The 21,396-nt window shown below is 41.4% G+C and carries 22 protein-coding genes and 2 pseudogenes; 2 read left to right on the top strand and 22 right to left on the bottom strand.

Annotated features, from left to right (window positions below; genetic code table 11):
• Nucleotides 1-8 precede the first annotated feature (8 nt).
• The 3 genes from asnA to HT687_RS08300 all read right to left on the bottom strand — a co-directional run bounded on the left by asnA (nucleotide 9) and on the right by HT687_RS08300 (nucleotide 2,591).
• Nucleotides 9-1,001: an aspartate--ammonia ligase gene (gene asnA / locus HT687_RS08310; RefSeq protein ID WP_000747993.1), complete on the bottom strand. Its 993-nt coding sequence runs from the start codon at nucleotides 999-1,001 to the stop codon at nucleotides 9-11.
• 111 nt (nucleotides 1,002-1,112) lie between these two features.
• The gene (locus HT687_RS08305) at nucleotides 1,113-1,796 is read right to left on the bottom strand and encodes a Bax inhibitor-1/YccA family protein (protein WP_138699546.1); all 684 of its coding nucleotides are present in this window, start codon (nucleotides 1,794-1,796) and stop codon (nucleotides 1,113-1,115) included.
• A gap of 54 nt (nucleotides 1,797-1,850) precedes the next feature.
• Nucleotides 1,851-2,591 carry an RNA methyltransferase gene (locus tag HT687_RS08300; RefSeq protein ID WP_172924156.1) on the bottom strand — a complete coding sequence of 247 codons (741 nt, stop codon included), beginning with the start codon at nucleotides 2,589-2,591 and terminating at the stop codon, nucleotides 1,851-1,853.
• Nucleotides 2,592-2,624: 33 nt separating this feature from the next.
• Here HT687_RS08300 and HT687_RS08295 point away from each other — a divergent pair, with 33 nt between their 5' ends.
• Together HT687_RS08295 and yidC are read left to right on the top strand one after the other, a co-directional pair.
• Entirely contained in the window at nucleotides 2,625-2,903 is a 279-nt protein-coding gene (locus HT687_RS08295; RefSeq protein ID WP_001174613.1) for an acylphosphatase, read from the top strand.
• A 77-nt stretch (nucleotides 2,904-2,980) separates the two neighbouring features.
• A complete protein-coding gene (gene yidC / locus HT687_RS08290) occupies nucleotides 2,981-3,907 on the top strand; it encodes a membrane protein insertase YidC (RefSeq protein ID WP_054388445.1) in 927 nt (308 codons plus the stop codon).
• Between the two features lie 74 nt (nucleotides 3,908-3,981).
• Here the strand turns inward: yidC and pflA are convergent, their stop codons facing one another.
• The 19 genes and pseudogenes from pflA to HT687_RS08200 all read right to left on the bottom strand — a co-directional run.
• The gene (gene pflA / locus HT687_RS08285) at nucleotides 3,982-4,776 is read right to left on the bottom strand and encodes a pyruvate formate-lyase-activating protein (RefSeq protein ID WP_001288274.1); all 795 of its coding nucleotides are present in this window, start codon (nucleotides 4,774-4,776) and stop codon (nucleotides 3,982-3,984) included.
• 125 nt (nucleotides 4,777-4,901) lie between these two features.
• The gene (locus HT687_RS08280; RefSeq protein WP_023936717.1) at nucleotides 4,902-6,152 is read right to left on the bottom strand and encodes a diaminopimelate decarboxylase; all 1,251 of its coding nucleotides are present in this window, start codon (nucleotides 6,150-6,152) and stop codon (nucleotides 4,902-4,904) included.
• Between the two features lie 60 nt (nucleotides 6,153-6,212).
• Nucleotides 6,213-7,040: a pur operon repressor gene (gene purR, locus HT687_RS08275; RefSeq protein WP_050223230.1), complete on the bottom strand. Its 828-nt coding sequence runs from the start codon at nucleotides 7,038-7,040 to the stop codon at nucleotides 6,213-6,215.
• A 263-nt stretch (nucleotides 7,041-7,303) separates the two neighbouring features.
• Nucleotides 7,304-8,248, bottom strand: coding sequence for a 3'-5' exoribonuclease YhaM family protein (locus HT687_RS08270; RefSeq protein WP_000703190.1), 945 nt, complete (start codon nucleotides 8,246-8,248; stop codon nucleotides 7,304-7,306).
• On the bottom strand, nucleotides 8,238-9,494 hold the full coding sequence (locus HT687_RS08265; protein WP_172924155.1) for a DNA recombination protein RmuC: 1,257 nt from the start codon (nucleotides 9,492-9,494) through the stop codon (nucleotides 8,238-8,240). Before HT687_RS08265 ends, HT687_RS08270 begins: the two co-directional genes overlap by 11 nt.
• Before the next feature lies 1 nt (nucleotide 9,495).
• Nucleotides 9,496-10,158, bottom strand: coding sequence for a thiamine diphosphokinase (locus HT687_RS08260; protein WP_172924154.1), 663 nt, complete (start codon nucleotides 10,156-10,158; stop codon nucleotides 9,496-9,498).
• Nucleotides 10,121-10,777 carry a ribulose-phosphate 3-epimerase gene (rpe, locus tag HT687_RS08255; RefSeq protein WP_172924153.1) on the bottom strand — a complete coding sequence of 219 codons (657 nt, stop codon included), beginning with the start codon at nucleotides 10,775-10,777 and terminating at the stop codon, nucleotides 10,121-10,123. Before rpe ends, HT687_RS08260 begins: the two co-directional genes overlap by 38 nt.
• Before the next feature lie 10 nt (nucleotides 10,778-10,787).
• Nucleotides 10,788-11,666, bottom strand: a complete 879-nt coding sequence (gene rsgA / locus HT687_RS08250) for a ribosome small subunit-dependent GTPase A (RefSeq protein ID WP_172924152.1) — start codon at nucleotides 11,664-11,666, stop codon at nucleotides 10,788-10,790.
• Nucleotides 11,667-12,258: 592 nt separating this feature from the next.
• Nucleotides 12,259-13,032: a hypothetical protein gene (locus tag HT687_RS08245; protein WP_001227792.1), complete on the bottom strand. Its 774-nt coding sequence runs from the start codon at nucleotides 13,030-13,032 to the stop codon at nucleotides 12,259-12,261.
• A gap of 717 nt (nucleotides 13,033-13,749) precedes the next feature.
• A complete protein-coding gene (rsmA, locus tag HT687_RS08240; RefSeq protein ID WP_172924151.1) occupies nucleotides 13,750-14,622 on the bottom strand; it encodes a 16S rRNA (adenine(1518)-N(6)/adenine(1519)-N(6))-dimethyltransferase RsmA in 873 nt (290 codons plus the stop codon).
• A 176-nt stretch (nucleotides 14,623-14,798) separates the two neighbouring features.
• The gene (locus HT687_RS12210; RefSeq protein ID WP_002892731.1) at nucleotides 14,799-14,924 is read right to left on the bottom strand and encodes a hypothetical protein; all 126 of its coding nucleotides are present in this window, start codon (nucleotides 14,922-14,924) and stop codon (nucleotides 14,799-14,801) included.
• Complete coding sequence (locus HT687_RS08235; RefSeq protein ID WP_000333262.1) at nucleotides 14,921-15,214, bottom strand: hypothetical protein; 294 nt, start codon at nucleotides 15,212-15,214, stop codon at nucleotides 14,921-14,923. The genes HT687_RS12210 and HT687_RS08235 overlap by 4 nt, the downstream gene beginning before the upstream one ends.
• A complete protein-coding gene (locus HT687_RS08230) occupies nucleotides 15,207-15,848 on the bottom strand; it encodes an ABC transporter ATP-binding protein (RefSeq protein ID WP_172924150.1) in 642 nt (213 codons plus the stop codon). The genes HT687_RS08235 and HT687_RS08230 overlap by 8 nt, the downstream gene beginning before the upstream one ends.
• Before the next feature lies 1 nt (nucleotide 15,849).
• A complete protein-coding gene (locus tag HT687_RS08225) occupies nucleotides 15,850-17,880 on the bottom strand; it encodes a bacteriocin-associated integral membrane family protein (RefSeq protein ID WP_054392974.1) in 2,031 nt (676 codons plus the stop codon).
• Between the two features lie 268 nt (nucleotides 17,881-18,148).
• Nucleotides 18,149-19,060 (bottom strand): XRE family transcriptional regulator, encoded by a 912-nt coding sequence (locus HT687_RS08220; protein WP_172924149.1) that lies wholly within the window; start codon nucleotides 19,058-19,060, stop codon nucleotides 18,149-18,151.
• A 71-nt stretch (nucleotides 19,061-19,131) separates the two neighbouring features.
• On the bottom strand, nucleotides 19,132-19,692 hold the full coding sequence (gene rnmV, locus HT687_RS08215; RefSeq protein WP_049521364.1) for a ribonuclease M5: 561 nt from the start codon (nucleotides 19,690-19,692) through the stop codon (nucleotides 19,132-19,134).
• Nucleotides 19,692-20,465, bottom strand: coding sequence for a TatD family hydrolase (locus tag HT687_RS08210; RefSeq protein WP_079252999.1), 774 nt, complete (start codon nucleotides 20,463-20,465; stop codon nucleotides 19,692-19,694). The genes rnmV and HT687_RS08210 overlap by 1 nt, the downstream gene beginning before the upstream one ends.
• A 301-nt stretch (nucleotides 20,466-20,766) precedes the next feature.
• Nucleotides 20,767-20,901: pseudogene (locus HT687_RS08205) on the bottom strand (LPXTG cell wall anchor domain-containing protein); the annotation flags it as partial.
• A gap of 203 nt (nucleotides 20,902-21,104) precedes the next feature.
• Nucleotides 21,105-21,396 (bottom strand): annotated as a pseudogene (locus HT687_RS08200) (N-acetylmuramoyl-L-alanine amidase family protein); the annotation flags it as partial.

Here is a 21,396-nt window from a genome sequence, read left to right as displayed (position 1 = left end):
TCGATTCTCTACAAAATATTTTCGTAAGTATCGCGGACTTCTTGAGGCCAAACACTTGTTTGCACTTCTCCGATGTGTCTCTTGCGAAGTAGGAACATGGCCATACGAGATTGTCCAATTCCTCCACCGATTGTCAATGGGAATAGGCCATTCAACAAAGACTTGTGCCATTCCAATTCCAAGCGGTCTTCATCACCTGTAATTTCCACCTGACGTCTAAGAGTTTCTTCATCTACACGAATTCCCATAGAAGACAACTCAAAGGCTCCACCTAAAGACTCATTCCAGACAAGAATATCACCATTTAGACCCTTGTAGCCATTCTCAGACTCGCTTGTCCAGTCATCATAGTCTGGTGCACGTCCATCGTGCGGTTTACCATCTGGCAACTCGCCACCGATACCAATCAAAAAGACGGCTCCAAATTCTTTACAAATCGCATTTTCACGTTCTTTAGGTGTCAAGTCTGGGTAGCGTTCTACCAATTCTTCTGTATGGATAAAGGTGATTTGTTTTGGCAAGATAGACTCGATGTCATAGCGAGCTTCAACAGCTAGCTCAGTCAGGCGAATAGCCTTATAAATCTTCTCAACTGTTTCTTTTAGATAAACGATGTTACGCTTACCATTTGGGATAACCTTCTCCCAGTCCCACTGGTCAACATAAACAGAGTGGGTTGCATCCAAGGAATCCTCATCTGGACGAAGGGCTTTCATGTGGACAAAGAGACCCTCTCCTTCACCAAAGCCAAAACGAGCCAAGGTGTGGCGTTTCCATTTAGCAAGTGAGTGCACCACTTCATAAGTAGCATCAGGGATTTGGAGAACCTTGACCGATACTGGATTTTCCACACCAGACAGGTTGTCCTGCATTCCGTCACCGACCTTACTCAAGATAGGACCTTGAACTTCGACAACTTCTAGCTTATCTTTCAAATACTGGGTAAAAGTGTTTTTGACAAAGGAAATTTCTTCTTGTTGATGGATAAAACTTTTCTTCATAGACAACTCCTCAAAAATTTAATAAACATATTATACACCTATTTCCAAGAAAAGAAAAGAGAAAATTTTAAAAAAATCAGTGTCACTCAAAACACTGATTTCATAGACCTTTTAGTCATTGCGACCAAAGATACGTAGAATACTTAGGAAAAGATTGATAAAATCAAGATAGATGCTGAGAGCCATTGACACCACCCAGCCTGTCGCTACACGACCTTGTGATTGTTCATAGGCGAGGCGAATCTTTTGGTTATCCCAAGCAATCAACCCTGAAAAAACCAAAACCATGGCTACGCTAATCATATAATCAAAGAAACCACTAGACAAGAAAATATTGACTATCATAGCAATAATCAAACCGATCAGAGCCGCCATCATAGCTCGACCAAGACCGCTCAAATCTTTCTTGGTGAAGATACCAACTGCAGCCATGACAAAGAAGAGAAGGGAGCTCGATACAAAGGCAGATAAAACTGTACCCGGAGTATAGAAGGCTACCACAAAACTAAGGGTAAAACCGTTTAAAACAGAGTATAGCAAAAATACTGGAAGAGCAGCTGGACTATTTCTTGAAGCCATGCTACTGGCAACGAAAACCAAGGCCAATTCTGCAAAGGTTGCAATGGTCAACCAGAGACGCCCCTGCATCAAAAAGTAAAGCAACTGAGACTGAAAGACCGTCAACATAAGGCCTGATACCAAAGCAGATAGTCCGATTCCCAGACCAACAAAGGCATATACCTTAGCGTAAAATTGATTGAGACCTACACGGTCATGTATAATAGTGTGATTCATCTTTTCTCCTTTTCTATGAACATCTTTCCTTGATTATAACAAAAAAAGTTAAAATTAGCTTAAATGGAAAATCAAAATACCAGCTGCAATGGCAACATTCAAACTCTCCGCCTGCCCCTTCATGCTAATATGGACCAACTGGTCTGCACTTTCAGCCATAAGGGGACTAATTCCTTGGCCCTCATTTCCCATGACTAGTACAAAATTTTCTATAGGAGGCAGTTCTCTGTAATCAACAGAATCTTTAGATAGGGTTGTTGCTAGCACTGGGATAGCTACCTTTTTAGTTTCGTCAAGAAGCGCTTGACTAGTCATCCGGTAAATGGGCAGATGGAAATGACTACCTTGCATGGAACGTAGGGTCTTGAGACTGTAGATGTCTGCCGACTTATCTGAAACAATCACTCCAGTAAAACCTGCTGCATCCGCAGTCCGAATGATAGTTCCCACATTACCAGGATCTTGCACATCTTCCAAAAATAAGAACTTGCCCTGACTCAAATCAACTTGTCCTACTTCTTCTTTTTGAACCACCGCAACAATGCCCTGTGGAGTTTGAGAATCCGCCAAATCTAGCAAAATATCCTCTGACACCCAGACAGTTTGCGGAAATGAGGCTAACTGATCTCGGTAATTTTCTAGGGCAAAGATTTTCTCAATCGTTACTCCAGCTTGAACAGCTTCTTCAAACAAGTGCCAGCCTTCAATCAAATAAGCAGACTTGCGGTATTTTTTTTGGTGTAATTTCTTGGCATTTTTTACCACAGAATTGGCTTTTGAGGTTATAATAGTCATAGAAATATTATAACACAATCAAAGGGGTTTGGTATGCAAAAGGTTAGAATGATTGCCCAAGGTAGGGTGCAGGGAGTCGGCTTTCGTTGGGGTGTTTACAGCCTGGCCCTTGAAATCGGTGGCATCACAGGCCGAGTATGGAATAACGACGATGGCACAGTGGAAATCTTAGCCCAAGCAGACTCATCTGCTATCATGGCAAAATTTATCCAAGAAATCCGCAAAGGACCAACACCTTTTTCAAAAGTCAGCTACTTAGATGTCAAACTGAGCAACTTTCCTCCCTACTCTGACTTTAAAATCGCAAATTAGGTCTCCAGAACTATTGTATATTTTGTAAAAAAACAGTAGAATAGAAAGGTATAATTTTTAAAGAAGGAATAAAAACAGTGAAATCTATTAAACGTTTTGCACTCTCAGCTATGGGAGTGGCTATGTTGCTTGTCTTGACTGGCTGTGTCAATGTCGATAAAACCACAGGCCAGCCAACAGGAGTCATTTGGAATACTTTCGGAGCGCCTATGGCTGAAGCTATCAAGTACTTCGCCAATGATAAAGGTCTAGGCTTTGGTGTCGCTATCATTATCGTAACCATTATCGTGCGCTTGATTATCTTGCCACTTGGTATCTACCAATCATGGAAGGCAACGCTTCACTCTGAAAAGATGAACGCCCTCAAGCACGTCCTTGAGCCACACCAAACGCGTCTCAAGGAAGCAACTACTCAAGAAGAAAAACTCGAAGCCCAACAAGCTCTCTTTGCTGCTCAAAAAGAGCATGGCATCAGTATGTTTGGTGGTGTAGGATGTTTCCCTCTCCTCCTTCAAATGCCTTTCTTCTCTGCCATCTACTTTACTGCCCAACATACTGAAGGTGTTGCTCAAGCAAGCTACCTAGGCATCCCTCTAGGCTCTCCAAGTATGATTTTGGCTGCCTGCGCTGGTGTCCTTTACTATCTTCAATCACTCCTTTCACTTCACGGAGTAGAAGATGAAACGCAAAGAGATCAAATCAAAAAAATGGCTTACGTGAGCCCAGTCATGATTGCCGGCTTCTCCCTCATCTCACCAGCTAGTGTCACACTTTATTGGGTTGTCGGTGGTTTCATGATGATTCTCCAACAGTTTATCGTCAACTATATCGTTCGTCCAAAACTTCGCAAAAAAGTCCGTGAAGAACTAGCCAAGAACCCACCAAAAGCAAGTGCTTTCTCTACACCAAGTGGACGAAAAGACGTTACTCCTGAACAACCAACTGCTATCACAAGCAAGAAAAAACACAAAAATCGCAACGCTGGAAAACAACGTTCGAGATAAGAAGAAAAAGGCTTAGCTGATTTGCTAAGTCTTTTTGCAAGTCAAAAGCCCGATGTTTCCATCAGGCTTCTTTTCTATCCATGTACACGTTTCGTATAGTCTTGGTAACTTTCGGTATCCATGAGTTGTTTAGCGTTCTTAACGCGGTCTGCTGTTGGTGGTTTAACCCCTTCGAGGGAATAGGGAATTCCCAATTCACGCCATTTAAACTCACCCATGGTGTGATAAGGCAGAATTTCAAACTTATCCACATTTTTAAGAGTCTTGACGAACTTACCAAGTTCAATCAAGTCATCGTCTCTGTCTGTCAATCCTGGAACTAGCACGTGGCGAATCCAGACAGGTTTTCCAATATCTGATAGATACTGGGCACAGGCCAAGATATTTTTATTGGTTTGGCTAGTAACAATCTTGTGCTGTTCTTCGTTGATTTCCTTGATATCTAAGAGAACCAAGTCAGTGACAGCCATGAGTTTGTCAAACTTTTCAAGGTAACGTGGTTTATTACGGAAAGGAAGGGCACAGGTGTCCAAGGTACAGTGGATTCCTTGTTCCTTAGCCTTGGTGAAAAGGGCAATCAGGAAATCAATCTGCAAGAGTGCTTCTCCTCCGCTGACTGTAATCCCGCCCTTATTTCCCCAGAAACCACGGTAGCGCAAGGCTTCTGTCAAGACATCATCTACCGTCCGTTCACGTGATTTATTGGACTCCATAGCCCAAGTATCTGGGTTATGGCAATACTGGCAACGCATGTGACAGCCCTGTAAAAAGACAATAAAGCGAATACCAGGGCCATCTACCGCCCCAAAACTTTCTGTCGAATGCACCATTCCTGTCACTTGTCCATAATCAATTGTTTCTTCAGACATATCGTTACCTTCCTTGAAAACGTTTTATAGTTTTATTATATCACGACTTGAAGGAAAAACAAGATTTTTACCTATTTTTTAGAAAGCAATCTGTTTTTCAATTTCATTTTCAATCTATTCTCAGATTATTCTTCAAAATCAAAACCATACAAGGTTGCAAAATAGTCTTCAGGGCGCTCTGCACGGCGGATTTGACGGGCTTTGCCTTCTTCAGTATAAAGGATTTCCGCAGAACGAAGTTTGGCATTGTACTGGTAGCCCATTGAAAAACCGTGGGCACCTGTATCATGAATGACCAGCAAATCACCGATTTCTGTATAAGGCAGTTCGCGATTGACTGCAAATTTATCATTGTTTTCACAGAGTGAACCAACCACATCTACCACTTCAACTGATCCATCTGGATGAGTCATGTTGCTAATATGGTGATAGGCTCCGTACATAGCTGGACGCATGAGGTTGACTGCTGATGCATCCACACCTAGATAGGTACGGTAGGTTTTCTTCTTATGAGTGACTCTTGTGACTAAAGCACCGTGAGGTGCCAGCATAAAACGACCCAATTCGGTGAAAATCTTGACCTGACCAAGACCTGCTGGAGTAAGAACCTCTTCATACACCTTACGAACTCCCTCACCAATCAAGGCGATATCATTTGGCTCCTGCTCAGGACGATAGTTGACTCCAATACCCCCGGAAAGATTGATAAAGTCTAGTGAAATACCCAGTTTTTCCTTGATTTCAACAGCCAATTCAAAAAGCTGACGCGCCAACTCTGGATAATAGAGATGGGTGACAGTATTGGATGCTAGAAAGGAGTGAATCCCAAAAGTCTTGGCTCCTTTTTCCTTCAAGATGGCAAAGGATTCAAAGAGTTGATCCTTGGTCATACCAAACTTAGCCTCCCCAGGATTATCCATAATGTCTGTCCCCAGTTCAAAAACGCCTCCAGGATTATAACGACATGAGATGATTTCTGGAATGCCTGCTGCTCGCTCCAAATGTTCAATATCTTCAAAGGCATCCAAGTTAATGATCGCACCTAATTCACGCGCATAGGCATATTCCTTATCTGGCGTATTGTTTGAAGAGAACATAATCTCAGAACCAGGGAAATCCAGTTTATGGCTCATCAAAAGCTCTACATAACTAGAGCAGTCCACACCACAGCCTTCCTCTTGGAGAATTTTCAAAATAGCTGGGGTTGGAGTAGCCTTAACTGCAAAATATTCCTTAAAGCCCTTGTTCCACGAAAAGGCTTGGTTGACGGCTCTTGCCTTCTCACGAATTCCCTTCTCATCATATAAGTGAAAGGGAGTTGGGAACTCGGCTACAATCGCTTCTAAGTCTTCTTTATTAATAAATGGTGTTTTCATAAGTTTCCTTCTATTCTATTTGCAAAGAAAGGCTGGGACAACCGTTCCAACCTTTATCCTTTATTCTTCTGTGTCAAAAATATTACCAATCTCAACATCGATGGCTTGGTTCTTGACATCAATATTGGTTACCTTCAAGAGTGACTTGTAGTCAAACTGCTTTTCACGTTCTTCTTGGGCATTGTCCGCAAAGACCGCTACACCTGCCAATTCTGAGTCGAATTCGCGCAAGAGACTAATCATCCCATTGACAGTTCCGCCGCCTTTCAAGAAATCATCCACAATCAAGACACGGCTACCTGCCTTGAGACTCCGTTTTGAAAGGAACATTTTCTCGATACGGTCACCACTTGAACCGGATACATAGTTGACGCTAACCGTTGAACCTTCGGTAATTTTCAGGTCACGGCGCACAATGACAAAAGGGACATTGAGGACATTGGCAACTGCATTTGCAAGTGGCACACCCTTGGTTGCTACTGTCATAACCGCGTCAATTTTTTGATCCATAAAGCTCTTGGCAATAATGCGACCAATATTTTTCAAGATGGCTGGTGTGCTAAGTAAATCAGACAGGTAGATGTAGCCACCTGGCAAGATACGGTCACTTTCTGACAACTTGGCACGCAAGTCTTCAACCATTTCCTTAGCATCATGGTTTGAGATTGATGGTGTAAAGATAACACCTCCGCCAGCCCCAGTCACAGTCTGGATGTGACCGATTTCGATTTCCTCAAAGGCGCGTTTGATAATGACGATATCTTCTGAGATGGATGATTTAGCAGATTCATACTTTTCAGCAAAAGTATTGAGACTAGTTAGTTTATAAGGATGATTAATCAAATAGTTGGAAATGACAACCATCCGATCACTTCTTCTTAATTTCATTTCTATTTCCTATTCCATTTTTATTCAAAAAATCAAAAAGCAAACTAGAAAGCTGGTCACTGGTGGTTCAAAACACTGTTTTGAGATTGTCGATAGAACTGACAAATCCTGTAATATACTTGCATATATACATACGACAAGGCGATACTACCCTAGTTTGAAGAGATTTTCGAAGAGTATTCATTTTTGTCTTTTACTTATTATACCATATTCACAGAAAAAAACGAACATTCTTATTCTAAAAAATGTTCATTTTTCTTAAATTATAAATCTAAACCTGGTTTATAGAAGGAACGATTGTCCATAGCGAAGATTTTATTGGTCATCTCTCCTTTATCCACCAAAGCCAGAGCTGTTGACATCATCATCATGCTGGCATCCAGATTGTCAATCATATGAATAATCTCTGCTTCCATAATGCGTGGACGGACTGGGCTTCCATACTCAAGTAAGCCGTGGTGACTGAGGATGACGTGACGAAGCAAAACGACTTCTTCCTTGGTATCATCGATGCCGAGCTCCATAACTGTCTTGGTAATTTCACTATCAATGAGAGCGATATGTCCAAGAAGATTGCCTCGCACTGTATACTCAGTCTGTTCTGGTCCCGTCAACTCGATAACTTTGGCCAAGTCATGTAGCATAATTCCCGCATAGAGCAGGCTCTTATTGAGCCGAGGATAAATATTGCTAATGGCATCTGCCAAGCGCACCATGGTCGCCGTATGATAGGCCAAGCCTGTTTCAAAGGCATGGTGGTTGGTCTTGGCTGCTGGATAGGAGTAGAATTCCTTATCATACTTGGTGTAGAGATTTCGGACAATCCGTTGCCAGACAGGATTTTCAATTTTGAAAATCATTTGCGACATGTAGTCACGAATTTCCTTGATATCAACCGGTGGCTTGACCTTGAAATCAGCTGGGTCATTGGGTTCACCAGCTTGCGGCAGGCGGAGAGTGATTTGATTGACCTGTGGAGTGTTGTTATAAACTTCTCGGCGCCCTTTCATGTAGACAACCCTACCTGCGGTAAAGGCCTCAATGTTATGAGGTTGGGCATCCCAGAGCTTCCCCTCGATCTCGCCACTATCATCTTGGAAGGTAAAGGCTAGGTAGTTTTTCCCAGCTCGAGTTTGCCTCAGGTCAGCTGATTTGATTAAGTAAAAACCTTCAAACAGCTCATCTTTTTTCATGTGACTAATCTTCATATTCTTCCTCATTTTCTTGGAAATGGAGTAGATCAAGCGCAGGCTCACCTTCTGACAACTCAATGTGACGGAGCGTCCGCTCGATAGCTGTGGTACGACGGTTTAATAATTCATCAATATTGCCAGAGGCATGTTGGAGATGTTTTTGTGCCTTTACCAGAATACCACCAAACTTGCCAAACTCGGTCTTGACGCTGGCAAGAGTCTTACTGATATGGTCGGCACTCTTTTGGATATTGAGAGTTTTGAATCCAACTGATAGGGAGTTAAGAAGGGCTGATAGGGTACTTGGACCTGCAACAATAATCTGTTCTTCCCGTCTCAAATCATCAAAGAAGATAGGATTGCGGACGATTTCTGAGTAGAGACCTTCTGTCGGAACAAACAAGACTCCAAAATTGGTCGTCCGAGGCGGTGCTATGTACTTGCTCTTGATATCCTTGGCAAAGCGCTTGACGCTTGCTAAAAGCGATTTACGACAGCGTTCAATCTCGTCCCTATCACCTGCTTCATAGGCTTCTTCCAAGCGGTAATAATCAGCCAAAGGAAACTTGGAGTCAATCGGTAGGTATACATATTCCTGATCACCCTGTCCAGGTAACTTAATGGCATACTCCACTCGTTCACTGGAGTTTTCAACCGTTGCATATTCTCGTTCATACTGGGCAGGGGTCATGATGTCTTCGATGATTTGCCCCAGTTGCAATTCTCCCAGAATCCCTCTCGTCTTGGTTCCAGAGAGAACCTTGTTGAGGGCGCCGACATCACGGGCAACTGTCTGCATTGCTCCAAGGCCACGATTGACCGACTCCAGTTGTTTGGAAACTGTCTCAAAGGAAGCCTGCAAGCGTGTCTGCAAGGTCTTTTCTAGTTTTTCCTCGACTGTCTGGCGCATTTGTTCCAAACGTTGCTCATTGGATTCCTGCAGGGCTTGGAGACGTTGGTCGGTCTTATCTCTGGTTTGGAGGAGATTATCTGTCATTTCTTGACGGACTTGCGTCAGGCCTTGGTGCAATTCGATTCGCACTTCTTGCAAGCGGTCGCTGACAGCCACTTCCAGATCTTTTTGATCCAACTGGCTGGCTTGCCTAGCTTGTTCAAAGCGATAATCCAACTGGTCTGACAAGTGATCTGCCTGATCCTCCAAGCTCTTGCTGAGATGTTTTTCCTGCTTATCCTGCCTTTGCCAAATCAGAAAGAGTCCAGCTAGATTGGCAATCAATAATAGAACAAGTAAACTTTCCATCCTACCTCCTGTCCTTGCTATGCAAGACAACTACATAGCCATCTGGGCAAGTCACCGACACTTCCCTATCTATATATTCGTTAGAAGCGTACACTTTTTTAAAGAAAAAATTTTCCTCAGTTAACTCATACTTAGCTCCAAGAATGGTCAGCTGGCTATCCCGAACCGGCATAAAAGCTAGATAGTCATAGTCTGAACGGGGTTCAAGCTGACTGGTCCCTTCTGGACAATAGGCAATCACATTTTGCCCATCCTCAATTTCTATCTGGCGCATATAAGGTGCCAACTTGGGATTGCTAGGTAAAAAGACATTGGCCAGCATATGGTCAATACGGCCACCCAAAGCACCGAAAATAGTAACCTGAGCCTGAGGATTTTGCTCAAAGATGGTTAAGAGAGCCAATTCCAGATCTGTATCATCTTTTTCTGGTCGCGCTTGGACAAAATGCTGAGCACGTTTTTGAATCAACTGTCGCTCTTCTTCCGTCACAGAATCAAAATCTCCGACTGCTAGAGCAAGAGGTAGTTTTTCCTCCAAGACCCAGAGCGAGCCTCGATCCACACCGACAAAAGCATCAAAATCTGTCCGATAATGACCGCGGTCTCCGCCTGCAAAAACGGCAACACTAGTCCAGTTGTTTTCTGAGAGTTTGTACTCGCTCATCGACATCTCCCTTAAAGACATAAGAACCTGCTACAAAAACGGTCGCACCAACTTCTTTGGCTTGAGCAATAGTTTGGTCATCAATCCCACCATCCACTTCAATCTCAAAGTTCAAATCTTTTTCCTTACGAAGTGCAACCAACTCACGAACCTTATCCATGGTTTCAGGTAGAAAAGCTTGTCCACCGAAGCCAGGGTTAACTGTCATAACTAAAACTTGGTCAACTAGGTGAAGCACGTGCTTGATAGCTTCAACAGGCGTACCAGGATTGATGACAACTGATGGCTTGACACCGAGTGAACGAATTTTTTGGAGGGCACCATGAATATGGGGCGTTGCTTCCACATGGATGCTGATGATATCCGCACCTGCGCGCGCAAAGTCTTCTAGATGATGCTCAGGATTAGCTACCATCAAGTGGCAGTCGAAAACCATCTTACTATGAGGACGAAGAGATTCGACCACACCCGCACCAAAACTGATTTGCGGTACAAAATGACCATCCATAATATCGATATGGGCATACTCTGCCCCAGTTGCTTCTAGGCGTTTGATTTCACGTTCAAAATTGGCATAATCTGCTGCCAGAATTGACGGAGCAATCTTGTATTGAGACATAGGTTTCTCCTTATTTTGGAATTTTTTTGCTGACCTTTTTATAGGTTTCTCTGCGATTTTCAATCTCACTGAGGAATTGCAGGTAGTTGTCAAAACGGAAGCTGGCAATAGTCCCTTCTTCCACTGCTGGCTTCACTGCGCAAGACGGCTCATGGGTATGGGTACAAGTACGGAATTTGCAGTCTCGACTGACACTAGTAAGCTCTGGGAAAGCCTGATTGAGGTCTTCAGCCGTTGTTACTTCATAATCCAGTGATGAAAAGCCTGGTGTATCTGCGATTTTACCCCCATTAAGATTGTAAAAACTAACTGCTCGAGTAGTGTGGCGCCCGCGACCCAGACTGTCTGAAATTTCTCCTGTTTCAAGATTGAGGTCTGGTGCGATTTTATTGAGAAGAGTTGATTTTCCAACACCTGTCTGCCCCATAAAGACTGTAACCTTGCCTGTTAACAAGGGCAAAAGTTCTTCTTTACTGGTCACAAAGTCGTAGCCGATATCACCATAAGTCTGTTCATAAAAATCCAGTTCTCCTCTATCTTCCAACAAATCCATTTTGGAAATATAGATAATGGGATGGATGTCCTTGTGCTCCAAAAGAACCAAGAAACGATCCAGCAAATTGCTGTTAAAATCAGGTTCCTTGACGGACATGATTACTACAGCTTGGTCAATATTGACAATAGGCGGACGGACCAGACTGTTTTTCCGTTCGTGAATCTTGAGAATATAGCCTTCTGAATTTTCCTCGGCAGAGAAATCTACCCAGTCCCCAACGTAAGGGGTATGCCCTTTTTTACGGAAATTCCCACGCGCGCGTGTTTGATAGACTTGGCAATCACTCTCTACATAGTAGAACCCAGCCAAGGCTTTAATGATTTGTCCCTGCAAAATAACTCCTTTAAAATTGTTAGTTCCATTATAACAAAAAAAAGCTATTTTAGCTTAGCTTCTCTTTACAATTTCGATAAGTCTATTCTAAAAGAAAAAGATACACTCACGCTTTAGATACCAAGTTTTATACAAAAATAACGAATCTACCTCCTTATATAAAAACAGGCGAACAGAGAGCCTAAAACTCCCTGTTCGCTTTACTTTTTCTGTGTGTAATAGAAAAAACCTAATAAAGCAAGACAAAAAATATGAATATAAACTCCATACATCATGTGGGGAAAGACAGACTCTATAAAATAGCCTGGTAGATAGATGATTGGAAATTGATAGAAATCATAGGTCGTTAGAGATAGTAAACAAAGAACATACATAAATACTGCTACAATTAGAACCCATCCTTGCTTTCGCCATAGAAAAATCATCAATAAGAACAGACAAAGTAGATAGATTGACCAATTTCGCAACATAAATTGAAAACCATAAATCATACTTTCAGTCGTTTCTCCATCAATCACATCAACTACTTTATAGAAAGGTAAACAATAGCTCACCAAAAAAAGAAGGGGACTAATTATTTTTTTCATATTCTCTACCATGGATTATTTTGCAAGTAAGCTGACCATCTATCTCCATATCGAATCAAATTAACAGTATAATTAGTTACTACCCGATTTTCACCTGGTCCAACCTTAGAAAAACCTGTGCTATACTCCCAACTACTTCTTGCACCTGGATGAAACCATTTTTGCTGGGATGAATACCAACCACCTTGTCTAACTTCCACACTTGAAGATTCTATTTCGATATCCCTTTCATGGAAGTCAACTCCTCCACTTATTTTAGTAATATTTTTTTGTACACCTCCATCATAACTCACCCAGTGAACAACAGTATACAATTCCACACTATAAGTACTATCAAACTGACTTTGATGAGTAGTAATGTTTTGAGTATAAGCGTGCACTTTCTGTATACCAAAAATATGGTCTAATATATTCGTTGGTTTAGCAAGCTTATTGTAACCCTCTTCAACAAAAGTAGCCTTCTCTAAATCAGCGGTATAAACAGTTTTTCCTTGTACTACTTGATTGTTTATAGAAGTAATACGGCTATCCACAACAATGGGGGCCACCATATCTCCATCGCTAGTTTCTATTTTAGCTGCCTCTTTCACCTCATATACAACTCGATTTTCTTCAGACTGAATCACTTCTACCCCATTTTTTTCAGGTATAGATAATCTAGTTTGCCCATTAGAAACCGTTATATTTGGACCAATATTCTTCTCATTTGCATAAGTCGCAATAGGAAATCCTGATAGAACCACTGCACACATAAGGCTATTGACTAATTTTTTTCTCATGAATATATCCTTCCCATTTTCAAGAGGAGTAAAAATAGCTAATATAAGATGAACGTTTCCTTATATTTCAGAATAGGATATCTATCTGAAAGCAATTCACACTCCTATAGGTAACTGTTCCAAATCTTGGCTACATATATTTCAATAGTTTGCTACAAAAAACTCCTTTCTAAGTCTATTGAACATGCCCTTATTCACCTACTAATATATCACAAAAATAAATAAATACAAGACTGTTTTTTCTACTAGTTTTATGATAAAATAATATTGTTAGGGTAAATTTCATACATAAATGTCGAGCGAAAAATCGATGGGGCAGAAATCGGTAGACAAAGACTCGATTTCGTTGGTCCAGCCCCACAAGGCTAATCAGGTATTTCACGAGTTTAAAAATCTAATGAAGTGCCTAATCAACTACTGATTCATTGATTTAATACGAACTATAGTGGATTGAACCTAGAAATAGTAAACTAAGGATTCTAAAACGTTTCTAGAAATTAATTTGACTTTCCTAATCTCTTTGTTCATATCTTATTTCAATCTACTATATATACCAAAATGCTGGGACAAAAGTCTTTAAAATCAGAGAAACGCATATTATCAGGTGTTGGAAAACCTTGATAATATGCGTTTTATCATAGAAAGATCTACTTCATTTTTTACTAAAATTAAGTTTTTGTCCCAGCCTCTTTTGGCATTTTCATAGCTTAACTAACACTATTTAAAGATGTTTTGCAAGGCGTCTGCTAGACTGGCAAATTCTGTCAAGCTGAGAGCTTCTCCACGCACACTTGGTGACAAGCCTGCTTGGTCCAAAGCCTTGGTCAGCTTGTCCTTAACTTCCTCAGTCTTGCCAAAGTAACCTGTCAGGTTATTCCATAAAGTCTTGCGTCGATGAGTGAAACTAGCCTTAGAAACCTTAAAGAAGAAGTTCTCGTCTTCCACTGCTACGGCTGGTTCTGGACGACGCACCATTTTCAAAATGGCTGAATCCACATTTGGCGCTGGCACAAAGACCGTACGAGGTACGATAAAGGCAACCTTGGCTATCATGTAATACTGCACGGCGATAGACAAGCTACCGTAAGCCTTGGTGTTAGGCTGGGCTGAAATGCGGTCCGCTACTTCTTTCTGCATCATGACCACAAACTCACTAAAAGGAATCCCACTCTCAATCAAGTGCATGAGAATAGGCGTCGTGATGTAGTAAGGCAAATTAGCCACTACCTTGATTGGCAGGTTAGGATTTTTAAAATTTTGGATATGTTGCGCCAAATCAACCTTGAGAATATCTTCGTTAACTACAGTCACATTATCAAAATCACGCAGGGTATCTGCCAAAATTGGCACCAAACGGTGGTCAATCTCAAAAGCCATGACTTGGGCTGCACGCTCAGCCAAAAATTCTGTCAAGGCACCAATACCTGGCCCGATTTCAATGACATTGACCTGGTCATCAATCTCAGCCGTATCCACAATTTTTTGAAGGATATTGGTATCCGTCAAGAAATTTTGCCCGAAGGACTTTTTAAAGGTAAAACCGTGACGCTCCAGCACTGCCTTGGTCACGCTATAATCTGCAATTCTCATCTATTCTCTTTTCTATTATCTGTTACTACTATTGTAACACATTCCCCTTGTATTTTGGGGGTGAAAATCATACCAAAAAACTATCTTTCCTCATGAAGAAAGATAGTTTTGGAAATCTTTAAAGGGGGACTTAGCGTTTCTCTCGAAACATCCGTTCATACTCTTCGAAAATCTCTTCAAACCACGTCAGCTTCACCTTGCCGTAGATATATGTAACTGACTTCGTCAGTCTTATCTACAACCTCAAAGCAGTGCTTTGAGCAGCCTGCGGCTAGCTTCCTAGTTTGCTCTTTGATTTTCATTGAGTATCAAAAAAATCAGCTTCTTGATAACTTCGATTTTCAGGTAGGGTCAAATCTACATCCTCCTCCACATCGTCCACTGTCAGTTCAACCGTTTGAGGTAAATTTTTCAAACGATAATGCTTTTGTCTTTGCCCTTCAATGCTAGCAAAATCAAGCAAATAGCCATTCACTCGGATTTGAACCAAAAGGAGATGATTGGTCATATTTTCCATGATGAGAATATCTTCTAAACCACCTCTGGCACTAGGATAATCAGATACCCTGCGAATACGGATTTTTTCACACATGAGCAAGCTCCCTCATATCAATGATTTCATCTGCCTTATTCCAGACTAGGGGATTATGGGTCGCAATGATGATCATTCGATTTTCATCTTTCAAGCCCACCAAGAGATTCATAACCTCCTCTGAATTTTCAGGATCAAGAGCTGCTGTTGGTTCATCCGCCAAAATCAAGGGTGGATTTTTCACAATAGTCTTAGCAAGAGCAACTCGCTGAGCCTCTCCCCCAGATAAAGTATAAATTTTTTGTTCTAGATCCAAATACCCTAGATTAACCTTTTCTAAAGCCTCCACTTGCCTTTCCAAACGTTCTACTTTTGAAATTTTTTGACCGACAAAGCCCAAATCCAAATTCTCTTTGATTGATTGGTTTTCTAAAAGGCCAAAATTTTGAAAGAGATAGCCCATCTGGTCTCGAAAATACTCACGAGTGGGAATGGTTTTTAAATCTTTCCCCTGATAGAGAACCCTTCCTCCATCTATCTTTTCTAGTTTACCTAAGATATTCAGCAGCGTCGTCTTTCCGCTTCCACTCTTTCCGATTAAGGCATAGACCTTGCCCTTCTCCAGCTTGAGATTTAAACCAGAGAAAATCGCTCGGTCATTAAATTTCTTTTCCAATCCTTGAATATCAATCATCTTATTTTCCTTTCAATACTGCCATGCTACCAGCTTCTTCCTTTTTATCCTGCCTTACTAAAATCAAGAGGGCGTTAAGCGTAAACAAAGCTACAACTAGAGCGCTAATCAAGCTATCTCCTGTCAAAACACTAGATAGAATTAGGCCAAGCAAGAGAACTCCTCCTTGTGCCAGCAAGTACTTGCCATGAAGCTCATAGATTGTCATACCAGCAAGACGTTTAATCATAAGCTCCCGTCTAAACTGCTCAAAATAGAGAAGATTCATGGAATCAAATAACAAGATAGCCGTAGACAGGGTCAAAATCGTCCCAATAAGGAGAGAGTAAAACTCCACCCGTTTGTCATTTAGTACCTTCGCAAAAAATAGCTGGCTTTTTACCAAGTAAGAGACCTTGTGATACAGACCTTGCTCTTTTAGAGCGGTAATGCTGTCTCCATATCGATCTAGCTTCAAGGCACTATTAGCCGTAGTTCCCCACAACATCCCTGCAACAGGTCTTGTTCCAGTCGCTTGCGGCGTTAGAACTACAATAATCGGATCTTTTAGGTACTGACGTGTTGTCTTGTACCCATCATTATAGAGGAAACGTTCCTGTCCTGTTTCTGTAAAAGCTAGCCTTAACTGTGGAAGGTAGTGTTTCTGACTCGTCGCCTCTACACTTTCAGATGAAAATCTTTGCAGGTAATCTGTAAATAATCTTTGATAGTAGGCAGACTGCTCTCGCAAGCTCTCAGGCAAGATCAGCCCAAACTCTCCCTCAGACAAGTTTTGCATCTTGTCCATAAACTCTGAAGAAACGGTAATCTTTTCTTCTATCAGATAGCGCGGTGAGACATAGATAACATTCCCTGACGGTGTGTAGTCACTGAGACGATTGCCATCTAGGTCCACTTCTGCTCCATCTGAGAAATTGTCAACATTGCTCATAATATAAAAAGAGTCTGTATTGGCTAACCGCTCTTCAGTAAATGTCTGCCACTCACGATTATCCTTACGCATTCCTTCTTCATCGGCAAATGCACTAGACCAACCAAAGGATAGACGGTAACGGTCTGAGGACTGGCTCCATTTATCGCTAGCTCTCTCCATCTCCTGCATTTCACGGTAGTGGGGTAGGAGAGCAGTCGCACTCGAGCCGACCACCAGCACGGCCAAGAGTTGCCCCACCATCATCAATGTCATCATACGTTTGAGAGGGAGTTTCCCTTTCAATAGATCCACCAGACTATTTTCTTGTAAGCCAAGTAGATACACGACACTTAGTAAGGTAGAAATCCCTGCCAAGATCAATCCATAAAGTAGAAGAGCAATGATGACCAGTTGCACCGTTGCCATAAACAAGGCACCTTGATACCAGAGAATCCCCAAGCCCAAAAGACTGGATAGCAGCACTGAGCAGATAAGCTGTCTCACATCTTCTAACACTGGTCTAAGAGCCACCCCAAACAAGCTCTCACCAGCGATTAAGCGAATCCCTGCTTGACGAAGGGATTTGATCCGATAAATCAGGGTCAGACTCATAAAGGTCAGCAGAAAAATAGCTAAACTCAGTAGCACCATAGGGGTGGCCGTCAATAGTAAGACTATCGAAAATGGATCTTCTCCATTCGAAACAAAACCTTGATAACCAAGCTCTTTCAAGGTGGTCTGTAAGCTCACTCCATCCAAACTTCCTGACACAATCAAGTAAGAACCTAATAAATCACTCGTTTCTGCACTCTCCTTGGAGGAAATGGTCAGACCTTCTGGAAGCTCTCCCTGACCATAAGTGGCATAGGTAAAGCGTGTTTCTCCAGCTTCATTTGGCTCAACGATTCGACGAGCAATGAGACTATTGTGCTCTACCGCCAAGTGACTCAAAGCCTCTGTCACCTTTTCGCGACTAGCTACTGATTGATTTATCACCACTCCTGTCACATCAACAGAAGGATAGTTACCAAATAAAATCTCTTCTCGATGGTCAACAGAAGTTATCACCATATAAAGCGATACCAATACCATTGAAATCAAAATAAATAAGCGTTTCATCATTTCCTCCAAAAAGTTACTTGGTCACTTAGTGAGAAGGTGACCACAGTCACTGCCATGTTAAGAAGTTTATTAAGTTCTTTCTACTAGCAACATCTTCAAATATATTATATCCGTTTTTTCAAGAACTATCAAGGACATCAATGTCCTTAAAATCTAATTCTTTCATATTATTTTTAGCTTATATCTAAAAAAACAGTCCTAAAGACGAACTTTAGAACTGTTTCAATGCTAGAACAAGGACATTTTTGTCATTGCTTCACTATGTTTATAAATATTTTTTTAAATCTTCTTGCCATTGTTTTTCTAACATAGTAACTAAATAAGAATTTTCTATTATATCAGCAAATAGCTTCGATTTCTGATAGAACTGTTCGGCAGATACATAATCATTGTTTATTATTAGAGATAATTTCCACTCCAACATCAATATAATTGGTTTCTTCTGGAAATCTTGTGTTTTTTCCATTATATGATTAAGGCTAAAGATATAAGATTCTAGTGAATCATAAGACGATAAATTATCCAAACAGGCTAGACCCGAAAACAAAGTGTTACTTAAAGCAAACAGATATTCTGGTGCAATTAATTCTACATGATTTGTCAAACGAACTAAAAACGAATGAATTCTGTTAATTTCTTCAATCTGATTTTGACCTTGTTTTATCTTTGTAAGCACTATAGCAAAATATAAGTTGATAACTTCTAATTCATTTATCAAAAACAATTCCTTATTATAAATTGTTTTAAAATAATCGTCCAGTACGGTTTCCCCGTATTCTGGTCGTCCGCTTCGAATAACATCTATCGTTGCTCTAGTAGCTTCAAACCATACTTTTTCCTCATTAGGAAGTTGCTCATAAAATAAATCCTCTATCTCTTCCAAACACGCTTCCTTCTTATCGTACTCCTCTTCTTTACCATAGATTGGTTCACGTAAAATCTGGTATTTCAATTCTAAATAAACAGGAGGAAGAGCTGAAAAATCCGGCATAAGGCTATAAGCTGGAACTCCTAGCCGGCGAGCAATATAGTCTAACTTGGGCAAACTCGGTTGCGAAGCTCCACTTTCAATTCGCGACAGTTGACGAACTGTCAGTTCTTGCTCATCTCCACAAAAATCTGGACGACTAATTCCTTTTTCTATCCGAATCTCTTTAATTTTTTGACCAATTAACATCAGACAACTCCTCTTCTACCTGCTTCGAAAAATACTGTGAAATTCAAAAAATTGTAACGGTCACATCTTTCCTACTCATAAGATTTCATAGCTTCTTCCACTTCTGCCAAGGTGACCCCAAACAACTCTAAGCGCTTGAGGAGTTGCTTGCCGTTAGAATAGCCGATTCGGAGAGCCTCTCCTAGATATTCTCGTCGCTTACGGCTGTCTGCCCCTGCTAGAAAACCAAGGCGAATCAAGTCGCTACGACTGATGTCAAACTGACTCTCATGTTCAAATTGTTCTGTCACCTGAGCTAGAGCCGTTTTCAGGTCTTCATAACTGGCATGCTCAATTCCCAGAGAACGTCCCTTGGTCTTGGACTTGGGAACAGCTTCATCTCGTTTGAGGAAGGCATGCTGAACTGTTGGAATGGCCGTCATAATCATACGACGAATCCGCTCCCCATTAAAATCTGGGTCTGTAAAGACAATGACTCCATGACGTTGGTGCAGGCGCTGAATCCGCTCTATGTCCTGGTCATTGATGGCAGAACCTCGAGTCTCATAGGTCTCTACATCGAAATAACGTTTAAGATTGGCCGTATCATCGCGACCTTCAACTACGATGACTTGGGAAATTTTCTCTTTCATTACTTGCTGTCCAATCCAAAAATTCGTTCTGCATTTGCAGTTGTTACCGCCGCTAGCTCTTCTGCCGTCATCCCACGCAAGTCAGCTATAAAGTCCACTACATAGCGAGTATAGGCTGTTTTATTTTCGCGACCACGCTTGGGTACAGGTGCTAAGTAAGGCGCATCTGTTTCCACCAAAATCTTGTCCAAAGGTAACTCTTTAGCAGCTTCTTGGATGTCAGTTGCCTTCTTAAAAGTCACCACTCCTGAGAAGGAAATGGTCATACCAAGCTCCACAAACTTCTCTGCCCACTCAAGCGTCCCTGAAAATGAATGCATGATACCACCACGAGGACCAACTCCCTCGCTCTTAATAATCTCATAGGTATCTTCCAGCGCATCACGGGTATGGACAACAAAAGGCAAATCCAAGTCCTTAGATAGCTGAATCTGACGACGAAAAACCTGCTCCTGCACCTCTTTTGGCGCTGTCATCCAATGGTAGTCCAAGCCAATCTCACCCAAGGCAACAATCTTGGAATGCTTGAGCTTATCAAGCAAGTAGGCTTCAATCTCCTCTGTGTAGGTTCCAGCTTCTGTAGGATGCCAACCAATCGTCGCATAGAGTTGGTCATACTCATCTACCAACTCCAAGGCACGCTCAATCGTCGGTTGATCAAAACCAACAATATTCATCTGTGTCACACCCATCTCAGCAGCCAAGGCAATTTCTTCTGCCTCACGACCTGCAAACTCTTCTACATTCAAGTGTGTATGTGTATCAAAAATCATCTCTTCTAACCTCGTTTTCTATCTTCTATTATACCAAAAAAGAGGAGGGGTACCCAATTTTTCAGTTTCCCTCCTCTCTTCAATAGAACTATTCTGCTAGCTTTTCTATCCGATATTGCCCCTCTTCTATTCCACAGTTAGAGACAGAAGAGACTGGTTACATTGATAGAATATCCCTTTTCAGCTAAAGTGTGTGATTATCTTGGGTTCTCACTTTTCTCACCCATCACTAGGATTGATGATTTCTCCAAATCCCCCTTATAATCTAACTTTAAGTAGAGAATAGAATTTTCTAGCTATCCTATTTTCTACGTCTAGCCTTTCTTCCTAGCAAAGCAAAACCACTTGTTGCCGCCACTAGACCAAGACTAGCAAGTGCTGCACTTGATGCTGAACCTGTGTTAGGTAATTATTTGCCAGCAGGCACTTTAACAGTTGATTTTTCATCAGTAACTATGTACTACTCTAGATTCAATCTATTATATAAGAATGTTGAGTCACTAGCTCATCCTTCCATTATCTCTTATATTACAAAATACTCCATAATCTCCAGTAGAATAAATCTGGCTAGAGATTATGGAGTTATTTTCAGCCTTAATATCCTATCAAAAAATAATATTAAGATTCATTCAGTTAGATTTAGTTTACCAATTCACCATTAGCATTGACTCTATAGCCGTTTACTGTTGTATTGACTGCAAGCATACCTGATGCATCTACGTAATACCATTTCCCACTAACTTGGAACCATTGGCAAACTTTCATATCGCCATTACTATTGAGGTAGTACCATGAACCATTGTCTAGTAACCATCCTGTGGCCATTGAACCATTACTATTGAGGTAGTACCATGAACCATTGTCTAGCAACCATCCTGTGGCCATTGAACCATTACTATTGAGGTAGTACCATATTCCATTTTCTTTCACC

It is taken from the genome of Streptococcus sp. 1449, from assembly GCF_013276805.1.
Lineage (GTDB): Bacteria > Bacillota > Bacilli > Lactobacillales > Streptococcaceae > Streptococcus > Streptococcus pseudopneumoniae.
Note: the sequence above shows the minus strand (reverse complement) of the source record. Positions and strands in the feature narration are given on the sequence as shown.